The organism is Erwinia sp. INIA01, from assembly GCF_025947915.1.
GTDB classification, from domain to species: Bacteria; Pseudomonadota; Gammaproteobacteria; order Enterobacterales; family Enterobacteriaceae; genus Erwinia; species Erwinia coffeiphila.
In genome coordinates this window covers 45,360-61,426 of the sequence record NZ_JAPDNC010000003.1, presented here as the reverse complement: position 1 = coordinate 61,426, position 16,067 = coordinate 45,360, and the positions used below count along the sequence as shown (strand labels likewise).

At 57.2% G+C, this 16,067-nt stretch carries 17 protein-coding genes; 2 read left to right on the top strand and 15 right to left on the bottom strand.

Features of this window, described 5'->3' with window-relative positions:
* Nucleotides 1-3: 3 nt before the first annotated feature.
* The 14 genes from OMR58_RS05930 to OMR58_RS05865 form a co-directional block, all read right to left on the bottom strand.
* Entirely contained in the window at nucleotides 4-720 is a 717-nt protein-coding gene (locus OMR58_RS05930) for an ABC transporter permease (RefSeq protein WP_105591249.1), read from the bottom strand.
* Entirely contained in the window at nucleotides 717-1,403 is a 687-nt protein-coding gene (locus tag OMR58_RS05925) for a histidine ABC transporter permease HisQ (protein ID WP_264545453.1), read from the bottom strand. The genes OMR58_RS05930 and OMR58_RS05925 overlap by 4 nt, the downstream gene beginning before the upstream one ends.
* 74 nt (nucleotides 1,404-1,477) lie before the next feature.
* Nucleotides 1,478-2,260, bottom strand: a complete 783-nt coding sequence (gene argT, locus OMR58_RS05920; RefSeq protein ID WP_105591247.1) for a lysine/arginine/ornithine ABC transporter substrate-binding protein ArgT — start codon at nucleotides 2,258-2,260, stop codon at nucleotides 1,478-1,480.
* A 260-nt stretch (nucleotides 2,261-2,520) separates the two neighbouring features.
* Entirely contained in the window at nucleotides 2,521-3,090 is a 570-nt protein-coding gene (locus OMR58_RS05915; protein ID WP_200546149.1) for a UbiX family flavin prenyltransferase, read from the bottom strand.
* 70 nt (nucleotides 3,091-3,160) lie between these two features.
* On the bottom strand, nucleotides 3,161-4,678 hold the full coding sequence (purF, locus tag OMR58_RS05910; RefSeq protein ID WP_105591245.1) for an amidophosphoribosyltransferase: 1,518 nt from the start codon (nucleotides 4,676-4,678) through the stop codon (nucleotides 3,161-3,163).
* 35 nt (nucleotides 4,679-4,713) lie between these two features.
* Nucleotides 4,714-5,199, bottom strand: coding sequence for a colicin V production protein (gene cvpA / locus OMR58_RS05905; RefSeq protein WP_105591244.1), 486 nt, complete (start codon nucleotides 5,197-5,199; stop codon nucleotides 4,714-4,716).
* Nucleotides 5,200-5,493: 294 nt separating this feature from the next.
* Complete coding sequence (dedD, locus tag OMR58_RS05900; protein ID WP_264545452.1) at nucleotides 5,494-6,261, bottom strand: cell division protein DedD; 768 nt, start codon at nucleotides 6,259-6,261, stop codon at nucleotides 5,494-5,496.
* Nucleotides 6,251-7,513, bottom strand: a complete 1,263-nt coding sequence (gene folC, locus OMR58_RS05895; RefSeq protein ID WP_200546147.1) for a bifunctional tetrahydrofolate synthase/dihydrofolate synthase — start codon at nucleotides 7,511-7,513, stop codon at nucleotides 6,251-6,253. The genes dedD and folC overlap by 11 nt, the downstream gene beginning before the upstream one ends.
* A 66-nt stretch (nucleotides 7,514-7,579) precedes the next feature.
* Nucleotides 7,580-8,491 (bottom strand): acetyl-CoA carboxylase, carboxyltransferase subunit beta, encoded by a 912-nt coding sequence (accD, locus tag OMR58_RS05890; protein WP_200562933.1) that lies wholly within the window; start codon nucleotides 8,489-8,491, stop codon nucleotides 7,580-7,582.
* A gap of 168 nt (nucleotides 8,492-8,659) precedes the next feature.
* Nucleotides 8,660-9,322: a DedA family protein gene (locus OMR58_RS05885; protein ID WP_123335254.1), complete on the bottom strand. Its 663-nt coding sequence runs from the start codon at nucleotides 9,320-9,322 to the stop codon at nucleotides 8,660-8,662.
* Between the two features lie 29 nt (nucleotides 9,323-9,351).
* Nucleotides 9,352-10,167, bottom strand: a complete 816-nt coding sequence (gene truA / locus OMR58_RS05880) for a tRNA pseudouridine(38-40) synthase TruA (protein ID WP_105591239.1) — start codon at nucleotides 10,165-10,167, stop codon at nucleotides 9,352-9,354.
* On the bottom strand, nucleotides 10,167-11,177 hold the full coding sequence (locus OMR58_RS05875) for an aspartate-semialdehyde dehydrogenase (protein WP_264545451.1): 1,011 nt from the start codon (nucleotides 11,175-11,177) through the stop codon (nucleotides 10,167-10,169). Before OMR58_RS05875 ends, truA begins: the two co-directional genes overlap by 1 nt.
* Before the next feature lie 106 nt (nucleotides 11,178-11,283).
* Entirely contained in the window at nucleotides 11,284-12,420 is a 1,137-nt protein-coding gene (gene pdxB / locus OMR58_RS05870) for a 4-phosphoerythronate dehydrogenase PdxB (protein WP_264545450.1), read from the bottom strand.
* Nucleotides 12,421-12,501: 81 nt separating this feature from the next.
* The gene (locus OMR58_RS05865) at nucleotides 12,502-13,278 is read right to left on the bottom strand and encodes an AraC family transcriptional regulator (protein WP_264545449.1); all 777 of its coding nucleotides are present in this window, start codon (nucleotides 13,276-13,278) and stop codon (nucleotides 12,502-12,504) included.
* Between the two features lie 107 nt (nucleotides 13,279-13,385).
* On the opposite strand from OMR58_RS05865, the gene OMR58_RS05860 reads away from it, so the two are divergent.
* The gene (locus OMR58_RS05860; RefSeq protein ID WP_200546141.1) at nucleotides 13,386-14,282 is read left to right on the top strand and encodes a DMT family transporter; all 897 of its coding nucleotides are present in this window, start codon (nucleotides 13,386-13,388) and stop codon (nucleotides 14,280-14,282) included.
* A 111-nt stretch (nucleotides 14,283-14,393) separates the two neighbouring features.
* Nucleotides 14,394-15,404 carry a flagella biosynthesis regulator Flk gene (flk, locus tag OMR58_RS05855; protein ID WP_264545448.1) on the top strand — a complete coding sequence of 337 codons (1,011 nt, stop codon included), beginning with the start codon at nucleotides 14,394-14,396 and terminating at the stop codon, nucleotides 15,402-15,404.
* A 192-nt stretch (nucleotides 15,405-15,596) separates the two neighbouring features.
* On the opposite strand, the gene OMR58_RS05850 is transcribed toward flk, so the two are convergent.
* Nucleotides 15,597-16,046 carry a rhodanese-like domain-containing protein gene (locus OMR58_RS05850; protein WP_264545447.1) on the bottom strand — a complete coding sequence of 150 codons (450 nt, stop codon included), beginning with the start codon at nucleotides 16,044-16,046 and terminating at the stop codon, nucleotides 15,597-15,599.
* Nucleotides 16,047-16,067: the final 21 nt, after the last annotated feature.

Sequence of the window (16,067 nt, the reverse complement as noted above, 5' to 3'; positions counted from 1 at the left end):
TACTCAGTGTGACGATGAAGGTTTAACGTGTGCCAGCCAGCGTTTTTCCGCTTTACGGAACAGGCTGATCAGCACATAGGAAATAATCAGATACAGCACCGCCGCCAGTCCGAAGGCGATAAACGGCTGATAGGTGGCGGAGTTAATATCTCGGGCCACTTTCAGCAGATCCGGCACGGTGGCGGTAAATGCCAGCGCCGTAGAGTGCAGCATCAGAATCACTTCATTACTGTAGGCGGGCAGCGCGGTGCGCAGCGCCGAAGGCATGATAATGCAGCGGTAAAGTTTGAAAGTGGAGAAACCGTAGGCGCGTGCGGCTTCAATCTCACCGTGCGGCACCGAGCGGATCGCCCCGGCGAAAATCTCCGTGGTATAGGCGCAGGTATTGAGCGTAAAGGCCAGCAGCGTACAGTTCAGCCCGCTGCGGAAGAACGCATTCAGCATCTCGGTGCCTTTGACGATCTCCAGCGTGTACATGCCGGAATAGAACACCAGCAGCTGTACGTAAAGCGGCGTGCCGCGAAACACATAGGTAAACAGCCACACCGGGAACCACACGGCTTTATGCTGCGACACGCGGGCAATGGATAAAAACACCGCCATACAGCCGCCGATCGCTACTGAAATAATCAGCAGCCACAGGGTCATTGCCACACCGGTAAAACGATAGCCGTCGGTCCACAGCAGGGCTTTCCAGTATTCCTGAACAATCTCAATCATAAATCAGCCCTTTTCACACCTACGGTATAACGACGTTCCAGCCACCACAGCACGCCATTAGACAGCGTGGTAAAGATCAGATAAATCACCCCGGCAACGATGGCAAAGTAGAACGGCTGCCAGGTGGTTTTACCCGCCAGCTGCGTTGCTTTTACCACGTCTTCCAGCCCTAGAAGGGAAACCAGCGCGGTAGCTTTGAGAATGACCTGCCAGTTATTGCCGATGCCAGGCAACGCAAAGCGCATCATGCCGGGAAACAGCACGCGGCGGAAGGTTTGTGAAGGCGTAAAACCGTAGGCGGTTGCTGCTTCAATCTGCCCCTTCGGCACCGCCATATAGGCCCCACGGAAGGTTTCAGTAAAGTAGGCCCCGTAGATAAAGCCGAGGGTGATAATACCGGCCACCATGGGATCGATATCAAACTGCCCCACGCCGATCAAATCGGTCAGGTGGTTCAGAATGATTTGCAGACCGTAGAAGATTAACAGCATCAGAACGAGGTCAGGCACGCCACGGATCAGCGTGGTGTAACCTTCAAAGATCATCGCCAGCGGGCGGTTATTGGAGAGTTTTGCCCCGGCACCGATTAATCCCAGCACCACGGCGAGTATTACCGAGCTGAGTGCCAGCTCAAGCGTCACTATGGCGCCTTTAAAAATGACTTCAGAATAGCCATACAGCATAAATATTATCCTGTCGTTGTGGTCAAAAATGCAGCCTCACCGCAAGCACAGTGAGGCTGGCAGACAGGGACTACTTAATCGCCGTATACATTAAAGTCGAAATATTTTTTTGCCAACTTATCGTAGGTACCATCTTTGCGAATTTCGTCGAATGCTTTATCGATCGCTGCTTTTAACGCCGGATCGTCTTTACGCATGCCCATACCGGTACCGATACCGAAGATTTTTTCATCTTTCACCGACGGACCGGCAAAGGCGTAGTCCTTACCGGCAGGCTGCTTGAGGAAGCCTTCGCTGGCGGCTACTTCATCCTGGAATGCGGCGTCGATACGACCGGCGGTCAGATCCTGATACACCAGATCCTGGTTCGCGTATGGCGTAACGGTTACACCTTTTGGACGCCAGTTATCATTAGCGTAGGTTTCCTGGGTGGTGCCCTGCAGCAGGCCGATGTTTTTGCCTTTCAGCGATTCCAGGGTTGGCTCGATTTTAGAGCCTTTTGGCGCGATCAGACGGGAGTCGGCCGCGTACAGTTTTTCTGAGAAGGCGATCTCCTGCTGGCGTTTTTCAGTAATCGACAGAGAGGAGATGATAGCGTCAATTTTCTTCGCTTTTAATGAAGGGATAAGCGCATCAAAGTCGCTTTCCACGAAGGTACATTTGGTTTCCATACGCTTACAAATTTCGGTGGCCAGATCGATATCAAAGCCTACCAGCTGCCCCTGGGCATTTTTCATTTCAAACGGTGCATAGGTTGGATCGGTGCCGATACGCAGCGTTTTTGGACCGGCAGCAAATGCGCTGCCTGCTGAGGTGATTGCCAGCAACAGGGAAAGAGCCAGGACCTGCTTTTTCATAGATTACCCTCGAGTCGTCTTATTATAGGATTCGTGATGTTTGTCCACGCAATTGTTTTGCAGATTTCATGCCACATTTTGTGGCAATCTCCGCTTTTTTCAGCGCGTAAAGCAAGGCAGCGTAAATGCCCGGTTTGCTGGGGAATATATAGCAGGTTTGAAGGGACTTAGCGGCAACAATGTTTCACAATGGTGCAACATCTGCACGAAATGCGATTCAGCACCAACATTTGAACCATGCTGGTGCAATGCACCATCCGCTATGCACCCTGCCAGCGCGTGAACAAATCGTTGTCGAGGGTGATATCGAACTGGTCCAGCACGCGGTTCACCGTCTGGTCGACAATCTGCATCACATTTTCCGGGCGGTGATAAAACGCCGGCACCGGCGGCATAATAATCGCCCCCAGCTCCGCTGCGGTGGTCATCATCCGCAGATGGCCCAGGTGCAGCGGCGTTTCGCGCACGCAGAGCACCAGTCGGCGGCGCTCTTTCAGCACCACATCCGCCGCGCGGGTCAGCAGGCCGTCGCTGTAGCTGTGCACAATACCGGACAGGGTTTTCATTGAGCACGGCAGGATCGCCATGCCGTCGGTTTTGAACGATCCGGAAGAGATGCTGGCGGCAATATCGCGCACATCGTGAACCACGTCGGCCAGCGCCTGCACTTCACGCAGCGTATAGTCACTCTCCAGCGCCAGAGTTTGCCGCGCCGCCTGACTCATTATCAGGTGTGTCTCCACGTCGCTGACCTGCTGTAACACCTGCAGCGTGCGAATACCATAGATCACACCACTGGCACCGGAGATGCCGATAATCAGTCTTTTCATACCAAATCCTTAAAAAAAAACGGGCCGGAATTGCTTCCGGCCCATCTTACCTGCTTACACCGCGAAGCGCTTAGCCTTCGTTATGAATTTCCAGGTTTTCGACTTCGTTCTGACGCGCCATCGCTTTGGCATCGTCATTACGCAGCGACTGCAGATACTCAAGGTACTGCTGGTCGACGTCTTTGGTGACGTAAATACCGTTGAACACCGAACATTCGAACTGGGCGATATCCGGGTTCTCTTCCTTCACCGCTTCGATCAGATCGTCAAGGTCCTGGAAAATCAGCGCATCGGCACCGATCAGCTGGCGAATCTCTTCCACTTCGCGGCCGTGAGCAATCAGCTCGGTAGCGCTTGGCATATCAATGCCGTAGACGTTCGGGAAACGAATTTCCGGAGCCGCCGACGCCAGGTACACTTTTTTCGCACCGGCTTCACGGGCCATTTCGATAATCTGCTCGGAGGTCGTACCGCGCACGATAGAATCATCCACCAGCAGCACGTTCTTACCGCGGAATTCCGCACGGTTAGCATTCAGCTTACGGCGAACCGCACTGCGGCGCAGCTGCTGTCCCGGCATGATAAAGGTACGGCCAACGTAACGGTTTTTCACAAAACCCTGACGGTATGGCTTATCAAGAATGCGTGCCATCTCCAGAGCGATATCGCAGGAGGTTTCAGGGATTGGGATCACCACGTCGATGTCCAGATCTTCCCATTCGCGGGCGATTTTCTCACCCAGCTTGGTGCCCATACGCACACGTGCGCTGTACACCGAAATCTTGTCGAGGAAGGAGTCCGGGCGCGCGAAGTAAACGTACTCGAACAGGCACGGGTTAACCTTTGGATTCTCAGCGCACTGGCGGGTAAACAGCTGACCTTTTTCAGTCACGTAAACCGCTTCGCCTGGGGCAACATCGCGCAGGAACTCAAAGCCCAGCGTATCCAGCGCCACGCTTTCAGAGGCCACCATATACTCGGTACGGCCATCAACCAGCGCGCGCTTGCCGATCACTAACGGACGAATGCCGTTCGGATCGCGGAAAGCAACCAGACCGTGACCGATAATCATCGCTACGCAGGCATAGGCACCGCGCACGCGCTGATGCACAGCGGCAACGGCGGAAAAGATATTTTCGGCTTCCAGCGGGTCCTGTTGGAAACGATCCACTTCCTGCGCAAAGATGTTCAGCAGGATTTCAGAATCCGACGTGGTATTAACATGACGGCGACCGGTTTCAAACAGTTCTTTACGCAGCTCGTGCGCATTGGTCAGGTTGCCGTTATGGGCCAGTGTAATCCCGTAAGGAGAGTTCACATAGAAGGGCTGGGCTTCAGAAGCGCTGGAGCTTCCTGCGGTTGGGTAACGCACGTGGCCGATACCCATATTACCCTGCATACGTTGCATGTGGCGGGCTTCAAATACATCGCTGACCAGACCGTTTGCTTTACGCAGGCGGAAGCAATTTAATGCATCGATGGTAACGATGCCTGCGGCATCCTGCCCACGGTGCTGAAGCACCGTTAACGCGTCATAAATCGACTGGTTGACCGGCATAAAACCGGCGATCCCGACAATACCGCACATATTGACATTTCCTCATAGCCGCAACCCCGGTGCGATTACCGGGGCAAAAAACTCGACGTACTCTTCAGGTAGTCAAAGAACCACCCGATAATGTAACTGAACTGAGGGATTAACTTCGACTGCTGCCAGTCGAGGCTTTTGGAAAAGCCGGTGAATGTATCGAGGAAAAACAGCATAGCGGCCACAATCAGTACGCCACGCAGTGCCCCAAAACAGACGCCCAGTACTCTGTCGGTACCCGACAGGCCGGTTTTCTCAACCAGCGAACCAATTACATAGTTAACGATTGCGCCAACGATTAGCGTGGCAACAAATAACACTGCAATGGCGATTCCATTCCGAATCAGCTCGTCTTCAAATCCTGTGAACCAGACGGCAAGGTAGGAGAAGTAATGACTGGCGACAAAGAATGCGCATCCCCAGGTGACGAGAGAAAGTGCTTCCCGAATAAACCCACGGATCAGGCTAACCAGAGCCGAAAAAGCTATAACCGCAATAATGACGTTATCTATCCAGACCATGAACTCTTCCAGTGACAGTAATCGTGAAAACGCCCCTGCATCCAGTTCGGGGCGAATTCTAACAGAAAAAGAAAACGTTTGCGTAGGGTTTTCCTGCGTCGTTTTAAATAAACGAAAACGCTGAAAAAACCGTCGGGTGGGCGACATTCCTGCCGCTCACCACGCCAGAATGCAATTCGTTGATTTGCTTTATATCATGTTGCCTTCGGCCAGACACAGCCCGGTGCCACACCGCGCTTCAACGGGTGGCACCTGTTACAGCTATTGTTGTTTCCGCTCAATCCGCAGGGGCGACTAGCGTGCACCCCAGGGCTTGACGACGCCACCAAGGCCGGAAATGCCCTGTAGCTCACCGACTGCCGCCTGCATTTTGGCTTTCGATGCATCCGGACCGACGTAGATACGGGTGATCTGTCCGGCAACCGGCGTTGCTGGCACGGTGAAAGCACGATAGCCCGAAAGCCGCAGCTGCGCGACGATTTCGTTAACCTTGGCCGCATTTTTCAGCGCACCCAGCTGGACCACATACGCCTGGCCGGTCGGTGCGGCTTCAGCGGCAGCCGGTTTCTCAGCAGGCGTTTCCACCTTAGGCTGAGTCTGCTGCTGCTGCTGAACAGGAGGCTTCTCAATCGGCTTCGGCTTATCGACCGGTTTTTCCACCGGTTTCGGTTTCTCTACCGGCTTCGGCTTTTCAACCACTTTCGGCGGCTGCTGTACCGGTTGCTGGACCGGCTGTTGCTGCACCGGCGGCGGCGAAACCAGCGTGGGCTGATTGTTCGACTTCGGCGCGGTCGATCCGCTGTCGGCCTGCGAGGAATTTTCCCCGTCGGCACGGCTGATGGCTTCGCTTGCCCCTTCCGGCGGCTGCGCCGGCAGCGACTGCGTTACCGGCGGTGCCAGTTCGGTCTCCTGCTGGTCGCCTGGTTTCGGCACCAGCGGAATGGCCGCGAACTCTTCCTTATAGTGTTTCTTTTTACCATCCAGCAGGCCAGGCAGCACGATCACGCCCAGCGCAACAATAATAACGGTGCCGACTAAACGGTTTTGAAACTTACTTGCCACTGCCGTTCTCCGCTGTCATCGTTTCCATTACGTGTGCGACGGTGTGGAATGACCCACACACCAGCACAATGTCCTGTTCCGCCGCCTGCTGCATCGCCTGATGCCAGGCATCGGCCACGGAGCCAAACGCCTGCGCCCCGCTAAGATGGGCAATCAGCTGCTCGGCAGAAGCACCGCGCGGGCCTTCCAGCGGTGCGCAATACCAGTAATCCACCTGCGGACTGAGGCAGGCCAGGGTCCCGGCGATATCTTTGTCGTGCAGCATCCCCACTACCGCGTGAACTTTACCGCGCTGCGGCAGTTCCGCCAGCCGACCGGCAAGATACGCGGCCGCGTGCGGGTTATGCGCCACGTCCAGAATCACCTGCGGTGAATGCGCCACGGTCTGGAAGCGGCCGGGCAGGATTGCCTGATGCAGACTGGCACGAATAGTGGCCTCATCAATCGACAGACCCGACGCCCGCAGTGCAGCCAGCGCGGTGGCGGCATTCGGCAGCGGCACCTGCGGCAGCGGCAGGTTTTCAATACTGCCGCTGGCATCGCGGAACGACCAGCCGCCGTCGGTCAGGCTGTAAGACCAGTCGCGATCGCGCTGCTGCAGCTGCGCGCCAACCTCTCGCGCCACGTCGGCAATGGTTGACGGCATATCAGGTTCCCCGACGATGGCCGGTTTCCCCTGGCGAAACACTCCGGCCTTTTCACGGCCGATGCTTTCGCGGTCCGGGCCAAGCCAGTCAACGTGGTCCAGCGCAATGCTGGTGATCGCCGCAACGTCCGCATCAACGATATTGGTCGCATCCAGCCGCCCACCCAAACCGACTTCGAGAATGACCACGTCCAGCTGCGCCTGCTTAAACAGCCACAGCGCCGACAGCGTGCCGTATTCGAAATAGGTCAGCGAGGTCTCTCCGCGCCCGGCTTCAATGGCCGCAAACGACGCGGTATGCGCCGACTCGGCCAGCTCTTCGCCCTGAATGCGTACACGTTCAGTGTAGCGGATTAAATGTGGAGAGCTGTACACGCCCACGCGATAACCGGCAGCCATCAGTACGGTTTCCAGCGTGCGGCAGGTGGTGCCCTTGCCGTTCGTACCGGCAACGGTAAAGACCTTCGGAGCGGGTGTTAACAGATCGAGTGAGGTGGCAACCCGGCGGATACGATCCAGCCCGAGTTCAATAGCCTGAGAGTGTAAATGCTCAAGATAATAAAGCCACGTGGCAAGAGGCGACGTGGCTTGAGGAAGATTATCCATGTGTCCCGTTCACAAAGTTACGGTTCATTGGTGAAAGAGGCCCGAAGACCTCTTTCTCATCATCGGTCAGGCCTCTTGGCTCTGTGGGCCGGTCGCTTCGGCCTCTTTGACTTCTTCTTCCTGCGGGGCAGGCAGATTCATCATTTTAGCCAGCAGGCTGGCCAGTTTGAAGCGCATAACCGGGCGGCGAACGATCATATCAATCGCGCCTTTTTCAATCAGGAACTCACTGCGCTGGAAGCCCGGTGGCAGTTTCTCACGTACCGTTTGCTCAATAACGCGTGGACCCGCAAAGCCGATCAGCGCTTTTGGTTCAGCAATATTCAGATCGCCCAGCATCGCGAAGCTGGCGGAGACGCCACCCATGGTTGGGTCGGTCAGCACGGAGATATAGGGCAGACCGCGCTCCTGCATCTTAGCCAGTGCAGCACTGGTTTTCGCCATCTGCATCAGCGACATCAGCGCTTCCTGCATACGCGCACCGCCGGAAGCGGAGAAGCAGATCATCGGGCAGTTATCTTCCAGCGCCCGCTCAACCGCACGCACGAAGCGCGCGCCAACCACGGAACCCATTGAGCCACCCATAAAGGAGAACTCAAACGCCGCAGCAACAACCGGCATCCCATGCAGGGTACCTTTCATCACGATCAGCGCGTCGGTTTCGTCGGTCTCTTTCTGAGCAGCCGCAAGACGATCTTTGTATTTTTTGGAATCCCGGAACTTGAGCACATCTTTCGGTTCCAGCTCGCTGCCCAGTTCAGTGGTTGAACCTTCGTCCAGTAGGCTGTTCAGACGGTCACGACCATGCATACGCATATGGTGATCGCATTTCGGGCAGACTTCCAGATTACGCTCCAGCTCGGCACGATAAAGAACCTGCCCGCAGCTGTCACATTTGGTCCAGACGCCTTCAGGAATGCTTGCCTTACGCGATGGGGTGATTGTGCTCTTATTGAGAATTCGTTCAATCCAGCTCATTGATGACCTTTCTGTTTGAACCTGGTTCCCCGCAGGGTAAGCCAGTTTTTCTTTTTTGTGCCGCAAAAAAGCCGGCGGCACAAACCATAAATTGTCGCTCATTAAACCATAACCGCCCGTGACTGTGGATAAAAATCTGGTCGGACGGGTATCGCCTGATGATTTCTGTTACTGCTGTTTCTGCTGACGCGCCGCGCGGCGATGACGCCACACTTCGATTACACCCGGCAGAATAGACAGCAGGATAATCGCCACAATCAGCAGCTTAAGGTTTTCCTGCACCATCGGCATGTTACCAAACAGATAACCGGCATAGGTAAACAGCAGCACCCACAGCAGCGCGCCCGATACGTTGTAAATAGCAAAATGACGATAGGACATTTTACCCATTCCGGCCACAAACGGCGCGAAAGTACGAACGATTGGCACGAAGCGAGCAAGAATAATCGTTTTCCCACCGTGACGCTCGTAAAATGCGTGGGTCTTATCAAGATAGCTGCGGCGGAAAATTTTCGAGTTCGGGTTACTGAACAGCTTATCGCCGAACAGCCGCCCGATAGTGTAGTTCACCGCATCGCCAATAATCGCCGCGACCACCATCAGTGCCACCATGGTGTGAACGTTAAGATCGTTACCCGGCAGTGCAGCCAGCGCCCCGGCCACGAACAGCAGCGAATCGCCCGGCAGGAACGGCGTCACCACCAGCCCGGTTTCGCAGAACAGGATCAGGAACAGGATGGCGTAAACCCACACGCCGTACTGCGCCACCAGTTCCGCGAGGTGGACGTCGATATGCAAAATGAAATCGACAACAAAACGAATCAGTTCCATAAAGGCTTCCTTTAGAAATCCAGGCCAGATTAATCCCCGAGGAACAAAGGTCCCATCGGTGGACGAGGTAAAGCAAAACGATCGGGGTAATCTACCGCGACCAGATACAACCCTTCCGCACGCGCCGTCGCGGCCGCCAGCGTCCGGTCTTTCGCCGCTAACAGCTCGGCCATCCAGCCTTCATGCTGATTCCCGCAGCCGATTTCCATCAGGCTGCCGACGATATTGCGCACCATATGGTGAACAAAGGCGTTGGCTTTGATATCAACCACCACGTAAGCGCCGTGGCGGCTGACGTTCAGATGCATCACGTTACGCATTGGCGTACGCGACTGGCACTGCACGGCGCGGAACGAGGTGAAGTCGTTCTCGCCCAGCAGGCACTGACCGGCGCGCTGCATTTTTTCTACGTCCAGCGGATGATAAAAATGGGTCATGCCGCCGCCGAGGATCGCCGGGCGCAGCCGCTGGTTGTAAATCACATAGCGATAGCGCCGCGCGGTGGCGCTGAAGCGCGCGTGGAAATCATCCGGCACCGCATGAACCCAGCGCACGGCAATATCGCCCGGCAGATTCGTGTTGGCACCGAGCGTCCACGCCGCGTCCTTGCGCTGTACGGTCGTTTCAAAATGCACCACCTGACCGGTGCCGTGGACGCCCGCATCGGTGCGGCCGGCGCAGAACACCACCACCGGATGGTTGGCGACCTTTGACAGCGCCTTCTCCAGCTTTTCCTGCACGCTGCGCACTTCGTTCTGTCGCTGCCAGCCATAATATTGGCTGCCATCATATTCAATGCCCAGCGCCAGCTTATACACCGTCTGTGGCACGTTGATGTCCGACATCAGTACATATACTCCTGCACCAGCCTCTCGGCCGTTTTCACCGCCATCAGCGCGCCGCCAAAGCGCACGTTGTCGGCCACTGACCAGAACTGCAGCAGTTCCGGGATGCCGTAATCGTTGCGCAGGCAGCCGATGCTCAGGTGCGCGCTGCCGGAGGCATCCCCCACCGGCGTCGGGTAATCCGTTTCATCGGTGACGTTGATATCTTCCGCTTCCAGCAGGATTTCACGCGCTTCTTCGGCGGAAACCGGGCGCAGATTTTCGATATGTACAATCTGGGCATTGCCGTAGAACACCGGCGCCTGCACGGTACTGACCGCAATCGGCAGGCCTTCGTCCTGCAGTACTTTACGCACCTGCTCCACCAGCTGCCGCTCCTGCGCCACGCTGCCTTCCGCATCGGCCAGCAGCGGCAACAGGTTAAATGCCAGTTGGCGGCCAAAGTGGCTCTCTTCCACCGGCATACCGTTCAGCAAACGCGCGCTCTCACCGGCCAGCGAATCTACCGCCACCTTACCGTGGGAGGAAACCGCCAGCAGGTTGGTCACCTGTAAACGGCCCAGCCCGGCATTATCAACCAGCGGCTTGATCGCGCTCAGCAGCTGGCTGGTTAAGCCATCGGCCACGGTAACAATGTTGCGGTTACGGTAGTCGGCCAGCACCTGCGGGTTAACGTCCGGTACCACCAGCGGCACATCCGGCTCCAGCGCGAACAGGTCGCTGCTGTCGATGACCAGGCATCCGGCGTTGGCAGCATCGTCCGCATAGCGGGCGGAAGCTTCACGGCCAGCGGCGAAAAATGCCAGCTGCGCCTGCGACCAGTCAAAGTCTGCCGCATCGGTCACCCGCACCGATTTACCCTCGAAGCGCAGCACTTCGCCCGCACTGCGCTCGCTTGCCAGTAAATACAGCTCACCAACCGGGAACTGGCGTTCAGCCAGTAATTCCAGTAAAGCTCCCCCTACTGCGCCTGTTGCGCCCAATAGCGCGATATTCCAGCCGTCAGACATGTTGGTTTACTCCAGATAATGACATAAAAAAAGTGCGGTGCCGGAACACCGCAATGTTTCAGAATACTTCCCATAAAGGGAGGGGAACGCACGGTTTTACAAATACTTACTCACCGGTCGCATTAAAACCCAGCTTCGCCAGCAGCGAGACCGTTTCGGCGTTGTCGCACACGACCCGCAGCGATGACCATTCACGGCGTTCCAGATAGTTCTTCCTCAAACGGTCAAACTCACCCGGAATGGCGGCCACATGGCGCAGCGGTGCGTCATCGCGGCGCACATCATACACCAGATGCACCAGGCGTTTCAGTGTTGGCTGATCCAGCTCGCCGCGCAGGGTGATGGTGCCAAATTCCGGGGCGGGCAGCAGGGTATCCAGCGGCACCTGCTGCGGCTGGCCGATAAACTGCGTCCAGGCTTCAAACACCTGAGTAGTCCCGCGCGCCTTCCCTTCCAGGGTATAACCCGCGATATGTGCGGTAGCGATATCCACTTTATCCAGCAGCGGCAGCGACAGTTCCGGCTCCGGCTCCCAGACATCCAGTACCACGCTCAGATCGTCGCGCTGCTCCAACACGTTCAGCAGGGCAGCGTTATCCACCACCGGGCCACGGCAGGCATTGATCAGGATAGTGCCGGGTTTTAACGCCAGCAGCAGCGCTTCGTCGGCGATGTGCAGCGTCTGGTACGGTCCCTGCTTGAAGAGCGGGGTATGGAAGGTGAGCACATCGGCTTCGGCCACCAGCGTTTCCAACGGCAGGAACTCGCCCGCATCCCCACGATCGGCGCGCGGCGGATCGCAGAGCAGCGTACGGATGCCTAATGCTTCCAGCCGCGCCTGCAGGCGTCCGCCAACGTTGCCAACGCCAACGATGCCGACGGTGCGATCTTTCAGCAGGAAGCCGTCGCGCTCGGCCAGCAGCAGCAGCGCGGAGAAAACATATTCCACTACGGCAATCGCGTTACAGCCGGGAGCCGCAGAGAAGGCGATATCCTGCTGGCTGAGATAGTTCTCGTCGATATGATCGGTGCCTGCCGTTGCGGTGCCGACAAATTTAACCGGCTTACCGTCCAGCAGTGCGGCGTTCACTTTGGTTACCGAGCGCACCATCAGGCCGTCGGCATCATCCAGCTCCGCCGCCGGGATTGGGCGTCCGGGAACAGCAACCACAGTGCCGGTACGGCTGAACAGTTCACGCGCATACGGCATATTTTCATCAACGAGGATTTTCACTAGCGGCATCCAGTCTGGCTCAATAAGGAGCGCTATTCTGCCATAAAGCCCCCTGCCGAATAACCCCCCGTTTGCCCGAAAGCTGCCCCCTCAGATGCGCTGGCGATAGCGCTCCGGCGTGGTGCCTGACTGCTGATGAAACATCACAATCAGCGCCGATGCCGAACTGTAGCCCAGCTCCAGCGCCACCTCCTGTACACTCTTGCCCTGTTCAAGCAGCGCCACGGCGTGCAAAAAGCGCAGGCGCTGCCGCCACTCGCTAAACGACATCCCCAGCAGCGCCTGGCAGCGGCGCGACAGCGTGCGTTCGGTGGTGTACACACGGCTGGCCCACTGCGCCAGCGTGGTGTCATCGGCCGGATTCAGCTCCAGCGCCTGTAACACCGGGGCCAGATATTTATCGCTGGTCGACGGCAGGTAGCTGGGGCCGATCTGCGCATGCCGCAGCTGATCGAGCAGCACCTCCCCCAGACGGCGATCTTCTGCCGTTTCCGGCACCAGCAGTTCGCGCGCGGCGATATCGTCCATAATGGCGTGCACAATCGGACTGACTCTGAGCAGGCAGGCACGATCGGGCAGCTGATGGCAAAGCGAACCGGCGATGTTCAGCGTGCGGAAAAAGGCCTGGCGGTGGTTATAGCTGGCATGTATTTTCCCCGGAGGTATCCAGATGGGAATATTGGCCGGGGTTAACAGACGCTCGCCCTCCACCTGCATTTCCAGCACGTTGCATTTGACAAAGATCGCCTGGCCCCAGCTGTGGCTGTGGGGCAAATACTCCGTCTGGGCGTTGGTCTGCTCATAGCGGAAAAACAGCGTCATCTCGGCGGCATTCTCCGGCGGGGTGTACGTCAGTTGCTGAATCATCTTGTCCGGTCCCAGAGCAATAATGTCTGATTGTCGTTATTTGTTTTCAATGAGACAAGATTACACTTCCCCCCTCTGGACTGTGAAGACAACAACGCGAGAACCTGATGAATTTTATGTTTCCCCTGCTGGCCGTACTGATCTGGTCAATTAATGCCATCGTCAGCAAAATGTCGGCCAGTGCGATCGATCCTGCGGCGATCTCCTTTTATCGCTGGCTGATTGCCCTCGTCGTTCTGGCCCCCTTCGCGCTACCCGGCGTCTGGCGGCACCGGCAGCAGATCGCCCAGGTTTGGTGGAAACTGCTGATCCTCGGCCTGCTGGGCATGGTGCTCTATCAAAGCCTGGCGTACTTCGCAGCGCACAGCGTCAGCGCGCTGTTTATGGGTATTCTTAACGCGTTGATCCCGCTGCTGACGGTGTTATTGAGCATTTTTATCCTGCGGCTGGCACCCACAGTGGGCATTCTGCTGGGCAGCGTGCTGTCATTCGGCGGGCTGGTATGGCTGGTCAGCCAGGGCAATCCGGCACAGCTGCTGACCCACGGCATGGGCAAAGGTGAGCTGATGATGTTCGCGGCGTCCACTTCCTACGCGCTGTACGGTGTGTTAACCAAACGCTGGGCGATCCCGCTACCGAACTGGCAGAGCCTGTGGATGCAGATCCTGTTTGGCGTGCTGCTGCTGACGCCAGGTTTCCTGATGGCACCGGATGTATCGCTGAATATGCACAATATTCCTCTGGTGCTGTTTGCCGCTATCCCGGCCTCGATCATTGCGCCATTCGTCTGGATTCAGGGCGTGATGCGCCTCGGGGCCAGTACTGCCAGCATCTTTATGAATCTGGCACCGATTTTTACCGCCGTTATCGCCGTGGGTTTCCTGCATGAAAGCCTGCATGCCTACCACTTTATCGGCGGCGGCGTGACCCTGCTTGGCGTAATCCTTGCCCAGCAGCTGAGAATGCCGCTCGCACGCAGCCATCAGGATAAAAAACAGGGATAATGCACCTTATTCCCGCCCGGTGGCCTTTCGATCGCCGGGGGGGATTGTTATCATATGGCATTATTTTCTCTGTTACGGCACGCCCCGGAACCCGACTGAAGGATTTTCGCCATGCAACCGTTAAGTGGCCCCGGAGCGCCATCTCCCGGCGATCGTCCGACGATCGCCCCTCTGTCCGATACGCCGCGCAGTGCCTCCGGCGACCAGCCGCTCTCCCCTGCCCAGCGCACCACGCTGGAACGCCTGATCGTCAAGATCATGTCTCTCAGTTCGCTGAAATCCGTTGAGCTGTGGGCCGGGCTGCGTCATGAGGTGGGCGTGAAAAACGATGCCGGACTGCTGGCTCGCCATTTTCCGCTGGCCGAACAGTTCCTGAATACCCGTCTGGCACAGGTGCAGAATACTCACGCCACCCGGCAGCTTCAGCAGCAGCTGACCGAGCTGCTGCCCGCCGGGAATAATCGACAGGCGGTCAGCGATTTTATCCGCCAGCAGTTTGGCCAGACCGTGCTCAGTTCACTGAACCCCGATCAGCTGCGCCAGGTGCTGACCATGCTGCAAAACGGGCAGATGACAATTCCGCAGCCGCAGCAGAATCGGGTGACCGATCGCTCGCTGCTTCCGGCCGAGCATCAGGCGCTGAATTTGCAGATTGCCCGTCTGGCGGCCGCGACCGGTGAGTCACCGGTGAAGCTGTGGGCAGCGCTGATGAAGGTGGTGAACCTGCACAGCGGCGATCCGATCCCTTCACGATTTTTCCCACTGCTGACCCAATACCTGCAGGCCAGCCACACGCTGAGCCAGCACGGCAACCCGACGCTAGGCCAGCTGATCGCCGCACTGAAACAGCCGCCGGATGCCGCCGAGCTGCGCCTGTTGGACGATCGCTGCCAGCAGCGCTTTAACGCGCAGCCGTTGACGCTGTTGAGTACCGCCCAGGTGCAGGATTTGCTGAATGCGCTGTTTAAGCATCGCGCCGCGCAGCTGCGTGCCGGGGAAGATGTCACGCCGCAGCCGCTGTGGAGCACGCTGCCGCCGGTACTGCAACCCTTCACCCGCCGCCCGGTGTTTACCGCCTTTTCGCTGCTGCTGGTCGTGCTGCTGCTCTGGGTACTGCTTTAAAGGCACCCAACGATCTTCAACAGCTGGTCTGAAACACGCATTTAGCTGCCGCTAATGGGCAGCTTCGCGTCAATCTTCGCCGCTAAGCAATTGCGGCTCGTCATCTTCGGTTCTGTCAGCGCAGTGAAACAATGGCCGTCACCGGCAGCGATTTACCCATCAGCGTTCTGTAATGCTATCGTTTGCTGGTGTTCAGCAGCCGCAGTCGGGTAGCGCTGCCGCTTCCGGCCAGCTGCCCGGCGCGTCACCGGTGGCCACCGGATGACCGTCGCGCAGCCAGAAATCCAGTCCGCCAATCAACTCTTTGACCTGAAACCCCGCCGCCGCCAGCTTCCATGCGCCTTTGGTTGAACCGTTGCAGCCGATGCCGTCGCAATAGGTCACGTATACCCTGCTGCGATCGAGCGCCGCCAGAGTTTCGGCGGTCATAGTGCGATGGGGGAAACTGACAGCCCCACAGATATGCCCGGCCTGATACTGTTCCGGTGAACGCGTATCGATTGCCACAATCTCTTCGATCCCCTGCGCTAAATCCTGCGCCAGATCCCAGGCATCCGCATACCAGGCCAGCTTTTGCCGCAGATGGGCTTCGCTCTGGTCGGGTGGCAGCGGCGGGAACTGTAAAACGGCGGATGACGTCATAATGAATATCCTCTTGCAGTA